This window comes from Streptomyces sp. Ru73, from assembly GCF_002920575.1.
Lineage (GTDB): Bacteria > Actinomycetota > Actinomycetes > Streptomycetales > Streptomycetaceae > Streptomyces.
The window spans coordinates 60,806-78,056 of sequence record NZ_PQSQ01000013.1 but is presented as its reverse complement, the minus strand read 5'-3'; the positions used below and the strand labels follow the sequence as shown (position 1 = coordinate 78,056).

General features: G+C 73.6%; 12 protein-coding genes. 7 read left to right on the top strand and 5 right to left on the bottom strand.

The window, feature by feature from the left end; genetic code table 11:
* Positions 1-86: 86 nt before the first annotated feature.
* From C3486_RS08910 to C3486_RS08890, 5 genes are all read left to right on the top strand, one after another.
* Entirely contained in the window at positions 87-1,844 is a 1,758-nt protein-coding gene (locus C3486_RS08910) for a dolichyl-phosphate-mannose--protein mannosyltransferase (RefSeq protein ID WP_103832049.1), read from the top strand.
* Positions 1,845-1,951: 107 nt separating this feature from the next.
* The gene (locus tag C3486_RS08905; RefSeq protein WP_103832048.1) at positions 1,952-3,643 is read left to right on the top strand and encodes a SpoIIE family protein phosphatase; all 1,692 of its coding nucleotides are present in this window, start codon (positions 1,952-1,954) and stop codon (positions 3,641-3,643) included.
* Between the two features lie 373 nt (positions 3,644-4,016).
* Positions 4,017-5,672, top strand: coding sequence for a penicillin-binding transpeptidase domain-containing protein (locus C3486_RS08900; RefSeq protein ID WP_103832047.1), 1,656 nt, complete (start codon positions 4,017-4,019; stop codon positions 5,670-5,672).
* 105 nt (positions 5,673-5,777) lie between these two features.
* Positions 5,778-6,263 carry a YbaK/EbsC family protein gene (locus C3486_RS08895; protein ID WP_103832046.1) on the top strand — a complete coding sequence of 162 codons (486 nt, stop codon included), beginning with the start codon at positions 5,778-5,780 and terminating at the stop codon, positions 6,261-6,263.
* Positions 6,260-7,111 (top strand): EamA family transporter, encoded by an 852-nt coding sequence (locus tag C3486_RS08890; RefSeq protein WP_103832045.1) that lies wholly within the window; start codon positions 6,260-6,262, stop codon positions 7,109-7,111. Before C3486_RS08895 ends, C3486_RS08890 begins: the two co-directional genes overlap by 4 nt.
* A 33-nt stretch (positions 7,112-7,144) precedes the next feature.
* Here C3486_RS08890 and C3486_RS08885 read toward each other — a convergent pair whose 3' ends face one another.
* The 4 genes from C3486_RS08885 to C3486_RS08870 all read right to left on the bottom strand — a co-directional run bounded on the left by C3486_RS08885 (position 7,145) and on the right by C3486_RS08870 (position 11,240).
* Positions 7,145-8,359, bottom strand: coding sequence for a serine hydrolase domain-containing protein (locus tag C3486_RS08885; protein ID WP_181138488.1), 1,215 nt, complete (start codon positions 8,357-8,359; stop codon positions 7,145-7,147).
* 121 nt (positions 8,360-8,480) lie between these two features.
* Positions 8,481-9,269 (bottom strand): energy-coupling factor ABC transporter ATP-binding protein, encoded by a 789-nt coding sequence (locus C3486_RS08880; protein ID WP_374936845.1) that lies wholly within the window; start codon positions 9,267-9,269, stop codon positions 8,481-8,483.
* On the bottom strand, positions 9,266-10,027 hold the full coding sequence (cbiQ, locus tag C3486_RS08875; RefSeq protein WP_103832043.1) for a cobalt ECF transporter T component CbiQ: 762 nt from the start codon (positions 10,025-10,027) through the stop codon (positions 9,266-9,268). The genes C3486_RS08880 and cbiQ overlap by 4 nt, the downstream gene beginning before the upstream one ends.
* Before the next feature lies 1 nt (position 10,028).
* Positions 10,029-11,240, bottom strand: a complete 1,212-nt coding sequence (locus C3486_RS08870) for an energy-coupling factor ABC transporter permease (protein WP_103832042.1) — start codon at positions 11,238-11,240, stop codon at positions 10,029-10,031.
* Positions 11,241-11,454: 214 nt separating this feature from the next.
* Here C3486_RS08870 and C3486_RS08865 point away from each other — a divergent pair, with 214 nt between their 5' ends.
* Both C3486_RS08865 and C3486_RS08860 read left to right on the top strand, forming a co-directional pair.
* Complete coding sequence (locus C3486_RS08865; protein ID WP_103832041.1) at positions 11,455-13,491, top strand: MDR family MFS transporter; 2,037 nt, start codon at positions 11,455-11,457, stop codon at positions 13,489-13,491.
* A gap of 209 nt (positions 13,492-13,700) precedes the next feature.
* Positions 13,701-16,976 (top strand): S41 family peptidase, encoded by a 3,276-nt coding sequence (locus C3486_RS08860; protein ID WP_103832087.1) that lies wholly within the window; start codon positions 13,701-13,703, stop codon positions 16,974-16,976.
* A 92-nt stretch (positions 16,977-17,068) separates the two neighbouring features.
* Here C3486_RS08860 and C3486_RS37185 read toward each other — a convergent pair whose 3' ends face one another.
* Positions 17,069-17,212 carry a hypothetical protein gene (locus tag C3486_RS37185; protein WP_181138486.1) on the bottom strand — a complete coding sequence of 48 codons (144 nt, stop codon included), beginning with the start codon at positions 17,210-17,212 and terminating at the stop codon, positions 17,069-17,071.
* Between the last annotated feature and the right edge of the window lie 39 nt (positions 17,213-17,251).

Sequence of the window (17,251 nt, the reverse complement as noted above, 5' to 3'; positions counted from 1 at the left end):
TCAGGCGCGCCGGCCTCCTTCCCGCCGCGCGGGGCGAGCGGCCGGAGAGACGGGCCTCTCACAGGCCGCTTCCCTACGATGGCCCGGTGACGAGTGACACCGCGACCAACGACCGGCGCGCCGACGACCACCGCGGGGCCCCGGCGGCCGCCGTGCGGGCGCACCGCGGCGGCACCCCGGCGCCGACCGCGTGGCTGCGGCGGCTGCGCCGCTTCGGCTACACCGCGCCCGCGGAGCGGGACGTGCGCACCCGGCTGCTCGCACCCTTCCCCGCTCCCCAGGCCGCCCCGCACCTGGCGCGCCTGGCCGCGTGGGGCCTGCCGCTGCTCGTCGCGCTGCTCGCCGGTGTCCTGCGCTTCTGGCGGCTGGGCAGCCCGGACAAGGTGATATTCGACGAGACGTACTACCCGAAGGACGCCTGGTCCCTGCTGCAGTACGGCTACGAGGGGACCTGGGCCAAGGACGCCAACGACGCGCTGGTCGGCCATCCGTCCCGGATCCTGCTCAGCCCCGAGCACTCCTACGTCGTGCATCCGCCGCTGGGGAAGTGGATGATCGCGCTGGGCGAGTGGGCGTTCGGCATGAACCCCTTCGGCTGGCGCTTCATGACGGCCCTGCTCGGCACCCTCTCGGTGCTGATGATCTGCCGCATCGGCCGCCGCCTGCTGCGTTCCACGGCCCTCGGCTGCCTGGCCGGGCTGCTCCTCGCTGTGGACGGGCTGCACTTCGTCATGAGCCGCACCGCGCTGCTCGACCTCATCGTCATGTTCTGGGTCGTGGCCGCCTTCGGCTGCCTCCTCGTGGACCGGGACCGTACCCGCGCCCGGCTCGCCGCCGCGCTGCCCGTCGGCGAGGACGGGCGGGCGCGCCCCGACGACCGGGTGGGCGACCGGCTGGGCCTCGGGTGGCGGCCCTGGCGGCTGGCCGCCGGGCTCTGCCTCGGCCTCTCCTGCGCCACCAAGTGGAACGGCCTGTACTTCCTCGCCGCCTTCGCGCTGATGTCGGTCCTCTGGGACGCCGGTGCCCGCCGCACGGCGGGTGCCCGGCACCCGTACCGCTCCGCCCTCCGCCGCGACGCCGTACCGGCCTTCTTCTCCACGGTCGTCCTCGCGGCGGCCGCCTACCTCGCGTCCTGGACCGGCTGGCTGGCCACCAAGGGCGGCTACTACCGCGACTGGGCCACCAGCCCCGAGGGCCGGACCGGCGGCTGGACCTGGCTGCCCGACTGGCTGCGCAGCCTCTGGCACTACCAGCACGAGGTGTACGAGTTCCACACCCACCTGACGTCCACCCACACCTACCAGTCCAACCCCTGGAGCTGGCTGGTCCTGGGCCGTCCGGTCTCCTACTTCTACGAGGACCCCAAGGCCGGCCAGGACGGCTGCACGGCTGCCGGGGGCTGCGCCCGCGAGGTCCTGGCGCTCGGCACCCCGCTGCTGTGGTGGGCCGCCTGCTTCGCTCTGCTGTACGTCCTCTACCGCTGGCTGTTCAGGCGCGACTGGCGGGCCGGCGCGATCGCCTGCGGCGTCGCCGCCGGCTACCTCCCCTGGTTCCTCTACCAGGAGCGCACGATCTTCCTCTTCTACGCGGTGGTCTTCGTGCCGTTCCTCTGCCTGGCCCTGGCCATGATGCTCGGTGCCGTCATCGGCCGCCCCGCCGAACCCGCCGCCGAACCCCGCACCCTCCTCACCGGCGAACGCCGCCGGGCCGCCGGCATCGTCACGGCCGGCATCCTCGTCCTCCTCATCGTCTGGAACTTCATCTACTTCTACCCCGTCTACACCGGCCTCCCGATCCCGAAGAGCGCCTGGCAGGGACGGATGTGGCTGGACACGTGGGTGTAGGCGGGTGAGGGGCTGACGTCTTCCCGGCGGGGGCATCAGGCGGGCGTCAGGGGGCATCCAGCAAACGGGGGTGGCCGAGGCATTTCTCCGGTGACGGGAGGCTGACCATGGCGGGCTCCGACGGCTCTCGGGAAGCGGTGGCCAGGGCTCTGGAGGCCCTCGGCGCCGGTGCGTACCTGGCGGACGAGGGCGGGGCCATCGTGGCCGTCAACACGCGCGGCGAAGAGCTCCTGGCGCGTTCCGCCGCCGGTCTGCTCGGCCAGGACGCCCACGACCTGCTGCACCGCAGCTACTGCGGCGAGCCGGTGTCGCGGGCCCAGTGCCGGCTGCGGGAGAGCATCCTCGGCGGGCACACGGAGCAGGGGGACGGTGAGTGGTTCGAGCGCGGCGACGGCACGCTGCTGCCGGTGTCCTGGCTGGTCACGCCCTGCGACATCGGCATCCGCCCGTCGGCCACGCTGGTCCTCTTCCACCCGGCCGGGCGCTCCCTGCGGCCCGCCCAGCGGCGCCCGGCCGGCGGGCGCCTGACCGAGCTGGAACGGCTCGCGCTGCTCGCCGAGACGACCACCCTGCTCACCTCCACCCTGGACATCCATGAGGCGCTGCGCCGCCTGATCGGCCTGGTGGTGCCCCGGCTCGCCGACTGGGCCGTCATCGACCTGATCAGCGAGCGGGACGAAGTGCGGCGCTTCGCCGTCGCGCACGCCCAGGACGGCACCGTGGTGCCCCGGGAGGACCTCCAGGGGCCCATGCCGCCGGTGCCGCAGGAGTCCCCGATGCCGCTGTCCCGCGCCCTGCGCGGCGTCGCCTCGTCCTTCGCCGGGCCCGAGACGTACCAGGGGCCGCCCGACTCCGGCATCGCGGTGGAGCAGCGGCGCCTGTTCGAGGCGACCGGCATGCACTCGGCGATCATGGTCCCGCTGCGCAGCCTGCACGACGTGCTGGGCGCCCTCACCCTCGGCCGCGCGAAGCAGCCCGAGCGGTTCACCGCGGCCGACGCCGCCCTGCTGGAGGACATCGCCCGCCGGGCCAGCCTCGCCCTGGAGAACGCCCGCCTCTACCAGCGCCAGCGCAAGGTCGCCGAGACCATGCAGCGCCACCTGCTGCCGACGCTGCCGCGCACGCCGGGGCGCAGCCTGTGCGCCCGCTACCTGCCCGCGCCGGACGCCTCCCAGGTCGGCGGCGACTGGTACGACGCGTTCACGCTGCTGGACGGGGCCACGGCGCTCGCCATCGGCGACGTCGTCGGCCACGACCTGGACGCGGCGGCCGGCATGGCCCAGCTGCGCAACATGCTGCGCGCGTACGCGCTGTCCCAGCGGAAGCCGCCGAGCAAGGTCGTGGAATGGCTCGACCAGGCGACGCAGGACATCGCGGAGGTCTCCATGGCGACGCTGGTCTTCGCCCGCATGACGGCCACCGCCGCCGGCCGGTGCGAGGTGTCCTGGACCAACGCGGGCCATCCGCCTCCGCTGGTGGTCACCCCCGAGGGCCTGGCCCACTACCTGACCGGAGGACACGGGGTCCTGCTGGGCGTCGAGCACGATCAGGTGCGCCCCGACGCGACGGCGGAGCTGCCGCCCGGGGCGACCCTCCTGCTCTACACCGACGGGCTGGTCGAGTCCCCGAGCCACTCCCTGGACGACGGCCTGGAGCGGCTGCGCCGGCATGCCGCTTCCCTGGCCCGCCGTCCCCTGGAGGCGTTCGTGGACCAGCTGCTGGCCCGGGCGCGCCCGCCGGACAACGACGACGACGTGGCCCTGCTCGCCGTGCGGTACGAGCCCGGCCGGTCACCCTGAGGGCGCCGCGGAGGGCGGCCCGTGGGCGTCGTACCGGACGGGGCCGCGCGGGTAACGGGTCCGGGTGGTGTCCCGGTGCGTGTGAGAGAGGTCATCCGGGCGCCGCACGTGTACGCAGGGCTACTGGAGTGCGCGGGGGGCGCGCCGGGGGCGGACGGCGCAGGGTGCCTGGGTACGGGGGTGCCGGGCGGAGGCGCGGGGTTCGGTTGTGACTTTTCCGTGACCGCTGAATCGACTGTGCGTCACCGTACCGATGCGGTAACGAGATGTGCGGAGGTCACTCCAATACCGCGTGTCCCATAGAGTGCGCTGCACGTTCTTGTGTCGTGTCCCAAGGACGGTCCAGGCTTCTTCGGGAGGGGAACGGTAAGTCATGCGCCGCGAGGTGAGGTACGGGCTGATCGGCGGGGCGATCGCCCTCGTCGCGGGAGGCGTCGGCGGGTACACCCTGATGGGAAGTTCCGATGGCGACTCCCCGCAGGAGGTCATGACGGCGGACGGCAAGCCGGGCGACGGCAAGCCGTCGGTGAAGACCGGTCCGCTGTCGGCGAGTGAGGTGAAGACCGCCGCCACCGGCTTCCTGGACGCCTGGCAGTCGGGCGACGTGGCGAAGGCCGCGAAGCTCACCGACGACACCAAGGCGGCGGCGACCGCGCTCACCGGGGTGTCCCGCCAGGCCCATCTGGAGAACGTGAAGCTCACCCCGGGTCCCCGCAAGGGTGACCGGGTGCCGTACCAGGTCTCCGGCCGGATCAGTTACAAGGGACAGCGCGCCGCCGTCTCCTACAGCACCTCCCTCACCGTCGAGCGGGACAGGAGCACCGGCGAGCCGGTGATCGACTGGAAGCCCACCGTGGTCCACCCCGGGCTGGGCGAGGGCGACACGCTGCGCACCGGCGAGAGCGAGGCCCCGCCGATCAAGGCCGTGGACCGCAACGGCAAGGAGATCACCAAGGCGAGCAACCCGGAGCTGGCCGACATCCTGGACAGCCTGCGGGACCGGTACGGCGACAAGGCCGGCGGCACCCCGGGCGTGGAGTTCTTCATCCAGCGCGCCAAGAGCGGCAACAAGGCCACCCAGAAGCCGGACCAGACCCTGAAGGTGCTCTCCAAGGGCACCCCCGGGACGCTGAAGACCACGCTGGACGCCTCGATGCAGGCCGCGGCGCAGAAGGCGGTCGCCACCAAGAGCAAGGCGTCTGCGGTCGCGGTCAAGCCCAGCACCGGCGAGATCCTGGCCATCGCCAACTCGCCCGCCAAGGGCTTCAACGTCGCCACCCAGGGCTCGCTCGCGCCGGGTTCGACGATGAAGGTCGTCACCTCCTCGATGCTCATCGACAAGGGACTGACCTCGCCGAACAAGAAGCACCCGTGCCCGAAGTACGTGACGTACGGCGGCTGGAAGTTCCAGAACCTCAACAAGTCCGAGATCAAGAACGGCACCTTCGCGCAGAGCTTCGCCGCCTCCTGCAACAACGCCTTCATCTCGCAGGCCGAGAAGCTGCACGACGACGACCTGACCAAGCAGGCGCGGGACGTCTTCGGCCTCGGCCAGACCTGGAGCACCGGCATCCCCAGCTTCGACGGCAGCGTCCCGGTGCAGAGCGACGCGCAGATGGCCGCCTCGCTCATCGGCCAGGGCGGGGTGCGGATGAACCCGCTGAACGTCGCCTCCATCGCGGCGACCGTCCAGTCCGGCAGCTTCCACCAGCCGTACCTGGTCTCCCCCGACCTCGACCACCGGTCGCTGGCCAAGGCCTCCCGGAACATGAAGCCGGACACCGCGTCCGCGCTGAAGTACCTGATGAAGCTGACCGCCACCTCCGGCACCGGCGCCAAGGCGATGTCCGGGCTCAGCGGTGACATCGGCGCCAAGACCGGCTCGGCCGAGGTCGACAACCAGAAGAAGCCGAACGCCTGGTTCACCGCGTACAACGGCGACCTCGCGGCCGCCGCCGTCGTCCCGGCCAGCGGCCACGGCGGCGACAACGCGGGCCCGGTCGTCCGCGCCATCCTCAACCAGGGCTGATCGGCGGCCCGCTCGCAGCACCTCCCGGAAGGGGGCGGTCCACATCCCGGACCGCCCCCTTTTCCCGGTCGCATGGCCCGTACAGCTTTCGCTAGCGTGCGGGCCATGAGTACTTCAGCCGACGCTCACCCCCTGTTCGCCGCGGCGCTGCGCGAACTGGGCCTCGACGTCCCGGTACGCCGCTTCCCCGACGCGACCCGCACCGCGGCGCAGGCCGCCGCCGCCGTCGGCTGCGAGCCCGGCGAGATCGTCAAGTCGCTGGTCTTCGCGGCGGACGGGGTGCCGGTCCTCGTGCTGATGGACGGGGCGTCGCGGGTGGACGTCGAGAAGGTACGGGCCGAGCTGGGTGCGCAGCACGTCGGCCGCGCGGACGCGGCGGTCGTGCGCGAGACCACCGGGTACGCGATCGGCGGCGTACCGCCCTTCGGGCACCGCACCCGCACCACCGTCCTCGCCGACCGGGGGCTGCTCGCGCACGGCACGGTCTGGGCCGCTGCGGGCACCCCGCACACCGTCTTCCCGCTCGACCCCAAGTCGCTGATCGAGTACGCCGGCGGCCGCGTCGTGGACGTCCGCGAGCGCACCCCGTGACGCCGCTCGTCGTCGCCGCGGTCCTGACCGCCGCCGTCACCCACGCCGCCTGGAACGCGATCGCCCACGGCATCAAGGATCAGCTGCTGGCCTTCACCCTCGTCGGCTCCGGCGGCGCCGTCTGCGGCGCGGTGCTCGCCGGGGTCTCGCCGCTGCCGGCGGCCGGCGCCTGGCCGCTCCTCCTGGCCTCCGCGCTCCTGCACGTCGTCTACCAGGCGCTGCTCATGCGGTCCTTCCGGCTCGGCGACTTCGGGCAGATGTACCCGATCGCGCGCGGCACGGCGCCGCTCGTGGTCACCGTCCTCGCCGCGGTCTTCGTCGGCGAACTGCCCGACGCCTGGGCGCTGGCGGGCGTCGCCCTGGCCTCCGCCGGGCTGCTCGGCGTCGCGCTGTGGGGCATCCGCGGCTCCGGCACCCGGCCGCACTGGCCCGCGATCATCGCGGCGGTCGCCACGGGCCTGGCCATCGCCTCGTACACGACGGTCGACGGGGTCGGCGTGCGCGCGTCCGGCACGCCGCTGGGCTACATCGGCTGGCTGATGCTCCTGGAGGGCCTCGCGATCCCGGCGTACGCGCTGGCCACCCGGCGCCGGGCGCTGTTCACCGAGCTCCGCCCGTTCGCCGCGCGCGGGCTGCTGGGCGGCGTGCTGTCGGTCTTCGCGTACGGCCTGGTCCTGTGGGCCCAGACCCGCGCGCCGCTCGCGCCCATCGCGGCGCTCCGCGAGTCCTCGATCATCGTCGGCGCCGCGATCGGCACGATCTTCCTGAAGGAGCGCTTCGGTGCGCCGCGGATCGCGGCGGCCGGGCTGATGGTCGTCGGCATCGGGCTGATGCTGCACACGAGCTAGCCGGCGCCGCACGCGAGGCGGCGGCCGGTGGCCTCAGAGCGCCGAGCGGAGCGCCCGTACCAGGGCCTGGGCGCGCGGGTCGGCCGTGACGTTCTTCTGCATGCCGTTGGTGACGTAGCCGAAGGAGACACCCGATTCGGGGTCGGCGAAGGCGAGGGCGCCGCCGCGGCCGGGGTGGCCGAAGGAGCCGGGCGCGAGCAGCGGGGCCGTGGGGCCGTGCAGCATGTAGCCGAGGCCGAAGCGGGACGCGGCGATGAGCGTGCGGTCCGGGCCTGCGGACTCCTCGGTGCGGGCCAGCGTCAGCGTCGCGGGCGCGAAGAGGCGCGGGTGGCCGTCGACCGGGCCGATGAGGGCCGCGTAGAGGCGGGCCAGCGAGCGGGCCGTCGCGATGCCGTTGGAGCCGGGCAGCTCGGCAGCGCGGAAGGCCGGGTCGTTCTCGTCGGCGTGCGGGGTGATCGCCGCGAAGGCCCGGCGGGTGAGCGAGTCCGGGTCGTCGTACGCGTCGGCCACCGCCTTCTTGGGCCGGACGCGCAGGCCGGCGCCCTCGGGGGCCGGCGGCGGGGTGATCTCGGCGAGCCGTCCGGCCCGGCCGCCGGCCGCCTCCTCCGCGGGGAGGCCGATCCACAGGTCGAGGCCGAGCGGCCCGGCTATCTCCTCGGCGACGAACGTGCCGATCGTGCGGCCGGTGACCCGCAGCACCAGCTCCGAGAGGAGCCAGCTGTACGTCTGGGCGTGGTAGCCGTGGTCGGTGCCGGGCTCCCAGGCCGGTGCCTGCGCGGCCACCGCGGCCGGGCCGCTGACGCCGTCGACGGCCTCGGCGGGGGTGAGCGGGGTGTCCAGTACCGGTACTCCCGCGCGGTGCGAGAGCAGGTGGCGGACGAGGGTGCGTTCCTTGCCCGCCGCCTTGTACTCGGGCCAGTACGTGCCGACCGGCGCGTCCAGGTCGAGCTGGCCGCGCTGGTGGAGCAAGAGCGGCACGACGGCCGCGACGCCCTTGGTCGCGGACCGGACGATCTGCGCGGTGCCTTCTTCCCAGGGCGCGGGGCGGGCCGCGCCGGCGTCCGCCGGGCTGCCGTCGTCGGTCACGGAGTCCGCGTCGCGGACCCCCGCCCAGAGGTCGACGACCTTGCGCCCGTGCCGGTAGGCGGCGACCGCCGCCCCCCGCTCGCCGCGCCGCGCGAAGTTCGCCGCGAAGGCATCGCGGACCGGCTCGTAGCCGGCCTCGACCGTGCCGTGGACGTCCACCACTGGTTCCTGCTTCCCACTGTCCGTCGCGTTTGTGACCCATCCATGGTGCAACGTGCCGATCAGTGCTGATGACCAGGAACCCGCTGCCCGTGGGGAGGGTCACAGCGCATTCCGGGAACCGTCACACGGGTGCGGTCACCGAACGGGGGTCGAAACCGAAGGGCAGTTCGAGACGGTGGGCCGCCATCAGGTCGGCGTCGCAGAGCAGGTCCTGGGTCCGGCCGTCGGCGGCGATGACCCCGCCGGAGAGGACGACGGAGCGGGGGCACAGCTCCAGCGCGTACGGCAGGTCGTGGGTGACCATCAGGACGGTGACGTCCAGGGAGCGCAGCACGTCGGCGAGTTCGCGCCGGGAGGCCGGGTCGAGGTTGGAGGACGGCTCGTCCAGTACGAGGATCTCCGGGCGCATCGCGAGGACCGTGGCGACCGCGACCCGGCGCCGCTGGCCGAACGAGAGGTGGTGCGGCGGGCGGTCGGCGAAGCCGGCCATGCCGACGCGGTCCAGCGCCTCGGTGACCCGTTCGTCCAGTTCCGCGCCGCGGAGCCCGGCGGCGGCCGGGCCGAACGCGACGTCCTCCCGGACGGTGGGCATGAAGAGCTGGTCGTCGGGGTCCTGGAAGACGATGCCGACGCGGCGGCGGATCTCGGCGAGGTTGCGCTTGGCCACGGGGAGGCCGGCGACGGAGACGGAGCCGGCACCTGCTTCGAGGATGCCGTTGAGGTGCAGGACGAGGGTGGTCTTGCCGGCGCCGTTCGGGCCGAGCAGGGCCACCCGCTCGCCGCGTGCCACGGTCAGGTCGACGCCGAAGAGCGCCTGGTGGCCGTCGGGGTAGGCGTACGCGAGGCCGGAGACCTCCAGCGAGGGGGCGGGGGCGGTGTCGTGCGGGCTCATGGCGTCCATCGGGGTCATAGCGTCCATCCCAGCAGGCAGACGAGGAGGGCGGCGGAGGGGAGTACGGCGGCGGTCCGCCACTGGGCACGGTCGGCGGTCACCTCGTCGGTGACCGGCATGGAACCGGCGTAGCCGCGGCTGACCATGGCGAGGTGCACCCGCTCGCCGCGCTCGTAGGAGCGGATGAAGAGCGCGCCGGCGGACTTGGCGAGCACTCCCCAGTGGCGTACGCCGCGGGCTTCGAAGCCGCGCGAGACGCGGGCGATGCGCATCCGGCGCATCTCGTCGGTGATCACGTCGCCGTAGCGGATCATGAACGACGCGATCTGGACCAGCAGCGGCGGCATCTTCAGGCGCTGGAGGCCGAGGAGCAGCGCGCGGAGTTCGGTGGTGGAGGCGAGGATCACGGAGGCCGCCACGCCGAGGGTGCCCTTGGCGAGGATGTTCCAGGCGCCCCACAGGCCGGACTCGCTGAGCGACATGCCGAGGACGTGCACCCGCGGCCCCTCGGCGACGAACGGCATCAGGAGCGCGAACGCCACGAACGGCACCTCGATGAACAGGCGCTTGAGGACGAACCCGGCCGGCAGGCGGGCCGCCGCCGTGACGGCCGCGAGGAGCAGCGCGTACAGCGCGAAGGCCCAGACGGCCTCGCGCGGGGTGGACACGACGATCAGCACGAAGGCGAAGACGGCCGCGATCTTGCAGTGCGCGGGGAGCGCGTGCACGGGCGAGTGCCCGTGTCGGTAGAGCTTGTGGGAGTGGCCCGCGCCCATGTCAGACCCGCTCGGCGGTGCGCTCGTCGGTACGGGCCGTCTCCGCCGCGCCGTTGCGGCGGCGTACGACGACGAAGACGCCGGTGCCGACGGCCAGGGTCGCGCCGACGCCGATCACGCCGGCCAGGCCGCCGGAGAGCCGGGCGTTCGCGATGTCCTTGACGCTGTAGTCGGCGAGCGGCGAGTCCTTGGCGGCGTGGTCCTTCTCCTGCTTGTCGATGCCCTGGTCGTGGGCGACCTTCTCCAGGCCGTCGGGGCTGGCGGAGGCGTAGTAGCTGATGCCGCCGGCGCAGACCAGGGCCGCGGCGACGCCGGCGAGCCAGACGCGCTTGGTGGAGCGGTGCGCGGGCGCCGGCGCCGGGGCCTGCGGCTCGGTCGTGTCCGCGGTGGCGGCGGGGGCGGACGCGGGGGCGGCCTCGGACACGGCGGCGGGGGCGGACGCGGGGGCGGCCTCGGACACGGCGGCGGGGGCGGCGGCCGGCTCGGGGCGCGGCGCGCCGGGTGCCGCGGGGGCGGCGACGGGGGCGACCTTCAGCTCCAGCGGCTTGCTGAGGCCGCGGGCGCCGTGGACCAGGTCGGGCCGTACGGCGATGACCGCGCCGACGGTGAGGGCGGTGATGGCGGCCTCGCCGATGCCGATGAGGACGTGCACGCCGACCATGGCGGTCAGCACCTTGCCGGTGGAGACGTCGGCGGTGCCGCCGAGCGCGTAGATCAGGGTGAAGACCAGGGCGGCCGCGGGGACGGAGACCAGCGCGGAGACGAAGCTCGCGATCGTGACGGAGCGGCGCTTGCGCGGCAGCACCTTCACCAGGCCGCGGAAGATCAGGTACGCGACGACGGTGGTGGTCACCGCCATGTCGGTGATGTTGACGCCGAGCGCGGTGAGGCCGCCGTCGGCGAAGAGGACGCCCTGCATGAGGAGGACGACGGAGACGCAGAGGACGGCCGTGCAGGGCCCGACGAGTATCGCCGCCAGGGCCCCGCCGAGGAGGTGGCCGCTGGTGCCGGCGGCGACGGGGAAGTTCAGCATCTGCACGGCGAAGATGAACGCGGCGACCAGTCCGGCGAGCGGCGCGGTGCGCTCGCCGCCGAGGCCGTCACCGCCCAGTTCGCGGCGGGCGCCGCGCAGGCTGACCGCGACGGCGGCCGCGGCCACCACACCGGTCGCCACCGAGACCGGGGCGTTGATGAATCCGTCGGGGACATGCATGGCTGATTTCTCCGCTCGTGGCCGGTAACCCACCCATGGTGGTCGTACTGCAAATGATGTGCAAGAGCGCCCATGATGCGGGACCGTGACGCGGGCGCCCGGCCGGTACGCCGGACGCCCGCCCGGGCGCGTGCAAAAGATGGCAATGCGGTGGTTATCGGTGAAGCTGAGGGGAACCCGCGCCCTCCCAGTCGCTCGTCCGGAGGTCTGCCGTATGACATCGGCCACCACCGCGGCGGAGGCCCGGTCCGCGCCGCCCGTGCTCAGCCGCCGCCGCACGAACCTCGTCTTCGTCACGATCGTGCTCGGCATGCTGCTCGCCGCGCTGGACCAGACGATCGTCTCCACCGCGCTGCCCACGATCGTCGCCGACCTGGGCGGCGGCGGGCACATGGCGTGGGTGGTGACCGCCTACCTGCTGGCCGAGACGGTCGCCACGGTGCTGGTCGGCAAGTTCGGTGACCTCTTCGGGCGCAAGATCGTGTTCCAGCTGAGCGCCGTGGTGTTCGTCGGCGGCTCGGTGCTGGCCGGGCTCGCGGGCAGCATGGGGATGCTGGTGGCGGCCCGCGCCGTCCAGGGCGTGGGCGGCGGCGGGCTGATGGTCACGGCCATGGCCCTCATCGCCGACGTCATCCCGCTCCGGGAGCGCGGCAAGTACCAGGGCGCGCTGGGTGCCGTCTTCGGCGTCACCACCGTCGTGGGCCCGACGCTCGGCGGGCTGTTCACCGACCACGCGTCGTGGCGGTGGTGCTTCTACGTCAACGTCCCGATCGCCGTCGTGATGGTCGTGATGGCGGCCAGGACCGTCCCCGTCGTGCGGTCGGCGGTCCGGCCGATGATCGACTACGCGGGCATCGTGCTGGTGGCGCTCGGCTCCGCCGGGCTGGTGCTGGGCCTGGAGTGGGGCGGCACCGAGTACGCCTGGGGCTCGGGCACGATCATCGGGCTGTTCGCGGGCTCGGTGGTGCTGCTGGCCGCGTTCGTCTTCGTGGAGCTGCGGGCCAGGGAGCCGATGCTCCCGATGCACCTCTTCCGCAATCCGGTCTTCACGGTCTGCTCGGTGCTCTCCTTCATCGTCGGCTTCGCGATGCTCGGCGCGATGACGTACCTGCCGACGTACCTGCAGTACGTGGACGGGGTCTCGGCCACCATGTCCGGCGTGCGGACGCTGCCGATGGTGATCGGCCTGCTGGCCACCTCGATGCTGTCCGGCGTGGTCGTCAGCCGGACCGGGCGGTACCGGCTCTTCCCGGTCGCGGGCACCGGCGTGATGGCGCTCGGGCTGTACCTGATGTCGACGATGGGCAGGGACACCGGCGTGTGGCTGGAGTCGCTGTACATGTTCGTGCTCGGCCTCGGCATCGGGCTGGCGATGCAGGTGCTGACCATCGCGGTGCAGAACACCGTCTCGTACCACGAGCTGGGCTCGGCGACCTCGGGCGTGACCTTCTTCCGCACGCTCGGCTCCTCCTTCGGCACCGCGATCTTCGGGACGCTCTACAGCGGGCAGCTGGAGCCGAACCTGAAGGAGGCGCTGGCCAAGGTGCCCGGCGTGCCGCCCGAGGCCGTGCAGAGCCCGCAGGGCCTGCACGCGCTGCCCGCCGCGCAGGCCCGCCCGGTGATCGACGCGTACGCCGAGACCGTCGGCTACGTCTTCCAGTGGGTGGTGCCGATCGCGCTGCTCGGCTTCGTGGTCGCGTGGTTCCTCAAGGAGGTGCCGCTGCGGGACAGCGCGCGGGCCGCGGCGGGCGACCTGGGCGACGGCTTCGCCGCGCCGGACACCGCTGACCGGGACCGGCAGCTGGAGCGGGCGGTGGCCGCGGTCATGCGCACCGCGAAGGAGCGCCCGGTCAGCCGGCGGCTGCTCGCCGAGTCCGGGAGCACGCTGAGCCCGGCGCAGGCGTGGGCGCTGGGCCAGGTGCACTGGCGCGCGAAGCTGCGCGGCGGTGCCTCGCTGGACGCGGTGGCGGCGGCGCACCGGATGCCGCCGGACGTGCTGGACCCGGTGTTCGACCACACGGTGGCGGCCGGCCTCCTCACCCGGGACGGCGACGCGCTGGCGCTCACCCTGGCCGGGCGGGCGGAGATCGACCGGCTGGGCACGGCCTGGCGGCAGTGGCTGGCCGACCGCCTGGAGGACTGGGACCTGACCGACCCCGAGGACCGGGCCGGCCTGGACCGGGCGCTGGACGCCATGGCGGCGCGGCTCCTGGAAGAGGGCGAGTCCGCCCGCGAGCGCACGGCGGTGTGAGCGCCATGGACATCCGACGGCAGACCGCAGGGACCGGCCCCGAGGCAGCGCCCGGCACGGCCTCACCTCTTGGGGTGAGTTGTGCAAGTCGAGTTGCCGCGGCCTCGCAGGGCCGAAACGATGTACGGGTGAGCGACGCACAGGAGGCCCAGGAGGCCGTCGAGCCCGCCTCGGAGACGCAGTCCGCGGCCCCCAGACCCCGTGGCCGGCTGCGGCCGGTCAAGCCGGACGGGGGCTCCACCGGCGGCTCCTACCTGCGCTTCCCCCACATCCACGGGGACCAGGTGTGCTTCGCGGCCGAGGACGACCTGTGGGTGGCCCCGGTGGTCCCCGAGGACGCCGAGCCGCCCCGCGCCTGGCGGCTGACCGTGGACCGCACCCGCGTGAGCCATCCGCGCTTCTCCCCCGACGGCAGCGAGATCGCCTACACGACGTGGCGCAGCCTGGACCCGGAGGTCCACCTGGTGCCGGCCGAGGGGGGCCCGGCCCGCCGGCTGACGTACTGGGGAAGCGTGGACGCCCGGGTGTGCGGCTGGACCCCGGACGGCGAGATCCTCGCGGTGTCCTCGCACGGCCAGCCCTTCTCGTACTACTCGTGGGCGTACAAGCTGCCGACGGACGGCAGCCCCGGCGGCCGGCTGCCCTGGGGCCCGGTGTCGAACATCGCGGTCGCCGACCTCGCGGGCGAGCACAAGACACTCCTGCTCAGCGGCACCCCGCCGCACGAGCCCGCGTCGTGGAAGCGGTACCGCGGCGGCGCGACCGGACGGCTGTGGCTGCACGGCACGCAGCTGGTGCCGGAGATCGACGGCCATCTGGACTCGCCGATGTTCGTCGGCGGCCGCATCGCCTTCCTCTCCGACCACGAGGGCGTCGGCAACGTCTACTCCTGCCTCCCCGACGGCACCGACCTGCGCCGCCACACCGATCACGCGGACTTCTACGCCCGGCACGCCGCCACCGACGGCGAGCGCATCGTCTACCAGTGCGCGGGCGAGCTGTGGCTGGTGGACGACCTGAGCCCGGACGCGAAGCCGCGCAAGCTGCCGGTCCGGCTCGGCGGGCCGCGCACCGGCCGCCGTACGCACCAGGTGCCCGCCGCCGCCAACGTCACCTCCCTCGCGGTGGACACCACGGGCCGGGCCAGCGCGGTCGGGGTGCGCGGCAGCCTGTACTGGCTCACGCACCGCGACGGCCCGGCGCGCACCATCCACGACATCCCGGGCGTGCGGGTCCGGCTGCCGGAGATGCTGGGCGACACCGGCCGGATCGCGTACATCACGGACGTGGTGGGCGAGGACGCCATCGAGATCGCCGACCTGCCCAAGGCGTCCGGGCCCGGTGAGCCGCGCCGGCTCGCCGCCGGTCAGCTGGGCCGGGTGCACGAGCTGGTGTCGTCCCCGGACGGCGAGCGGCTGGCGGTGGCCGCCAACGACGGGCGGCTGCTCCTGGTGGACGCCTCCGAGGACGGCGAGGGCGAGGTCACCGAGCTGGTGCGCTCGGACAACGGCCCGGTGCGCGACCTGGCGTTCGCGCCGGACTCCAAGTGGCTCACCTGGTCGCACCCGGGCATCGGCCGGTCGCTGCGCAAGATCAAGATCGCCAAGCTGGGCGACGGGCTGGTCGTGGACGTCACCAACGGGCGCTTCGAGGACGAGCAGCCGGTCTTCACCCGGGACGGCCGTTACCTGGCGTTCCTGTCCTGGCGCGGCTTCGACCCGGTCTACGACGTGCACACCGGCGACCTGTCCTTCCCGCTGGGCTGCCGTCCGTACCTGGTCCCGCTGAACTCCGCCACGCCCTCCCCCTTCGCGCTCTCGCCCGAGGGCCGGCCGGCCGCGGGCGGCCTGGACCCGGTGGACACGGCGGCCGAGGGCATGGTGCTGGTGGAGGTGGAGGGGCTGGCCAGCCGGGTGACGCCGTTCCCGGTCGCGGCCTCGAAGTACTCCTCGCTCGCGCCGGTGGCCGGCGGCGGGCTGGTCTGGCTGCGCTGGCCGATCTCCGGCGCGCTGGGCGAGACCTTCGCCAACCCCGACAACACTTCGGGCCAGCCGACGCTGGAACACTTCGACCTGGTCAAGGCCAAGCGCACGGAGCTGACCAGCTCGCTGGACAGCTACGCGCTCAGCGGCGACGGCACCCGCCTGGTCGTCAACGACGAGGGCGACCTGCGGTCGGTGCCCGCGCTGGAGACCCCGGACGCCGACTCCACGGTCTTCCTCGACCTGCGGCGCATCCTGCACGACGTGGACCCGGCGGCGGAGTGGCGGCAGGCGTTCGACGAGGCGGGCCGGATCGTCCGCGCCTACTTCTGGGACCCGGGCATGTGCGGCATCGACTGGGACGGCGTGCTGGACCAGTACCGCCCGCTGGTCGAACGGGTCGCCTCCCCCGACGAGTTCGCCGACCTGCTGCGCGAGGTGCTGGGCGAGCTGGGCACCTCGCACGCGTACGTCACCGGCGCCCGGCGCAACGAGGGCCCGCCGCACTACCAGCGCGCCATCGGCCTGCTCGGCGCGAACTTCGTGTGCCGGGAGGGCCGCTGGATCCTCAAGCGCATCCTGCCCGGCGACTCCTCCGACTCCAAGGCCCGCTCGCCGCTGGCCGGCACGGGCATCCGCGAGGGCGCGGCGCTCACGCACGTCGACGGCCGCCCGGTGGACCCGGTCGCCGGGCCGTTCCCGCTGCTGGCAGCGGCCGGCGGCACCACCGTCGAGCTCACCTTCACCTCGCCGGACGACGACGGGCGGCCCCGCCGGGTGGCCATCGTGCCGCTGATCGACGAGCGGCCGCTGCGGTACCAGGACTGGGTGGCCAAGCGCCGCGAGGTGGTCCGCGAGCTGAGCGGCGGCAGGTGCGGTTATCTGCACATCCCCGACATGGGCGGCTCCGGCTGGGCGCAGTTCAACCGCGACCTGCGGATGGAGGTGTCCCGGCCCGCGCTGATCGTGGACGTCCGGGGCAACGCCGGCGGCAACATCTCCGAGCTGGTCATGGAGAAGCTCACCCGCACGATCGTGGGCTGGGACCTGACCCGGGACGCGCAGCCGGTGACGTACGTGTCCAACGCGCCGCGCGGTCCGGTCGTGGCGGTCGCGGACGAGATGACCTCCTCCGACGGCGACATGATCATCGCGGCCTTCAAGCTCCAGGGCATCGGCCCTGTGGTCGGCCTGCGCACGTGGGGCGGCGTGGTCGGGATGACCGGCCGGCACCGCCTCGGCGACGGCACGACCATCACCGTCCCGATGAACGCCGCGTGGTTCGACGCGTACGGCTGGAACGTGGAGAACCACGGCGTGGAGGCCGACATCCAGGCGCTGCGCTCGCCGCTGCAGTGGGCCGAGGGCCGCAATCCGCAGCTGGGCGTGGCCGTCCGGACGGCGCTGGAGCTGCTGGAGCGGCACCCGGCGACGGAGCCGCCGGGGCTGGCGAACGTCCCCGACAACTCGCGGCCCCCGCTGCCGCCGCGGAACAACGGCTGAGGGGCAGCGCGAGAGGAACAGTGGACGAGGGCAGCCGATGAGGGCGCACCCGCGCCGGGTGCGCCCCTCATCCGCGCGACGGCGGCCTCCTCTCAGGCGTCCATGCCCTCCTCGGCTGCGGAGCGCGGCCGGGACGCCGCCTCAGGAGGCCGTTCCGGCGCCTTCTCCTCGCCCGCCGCACGTGCCCGCTCGTCGAGCTCCCGCTGCTTGGCCCGGAACTGGTCTATGAGGCCCATGACGTGTACTCCCGTGGGGTGAGACTGAACTCACCCCAG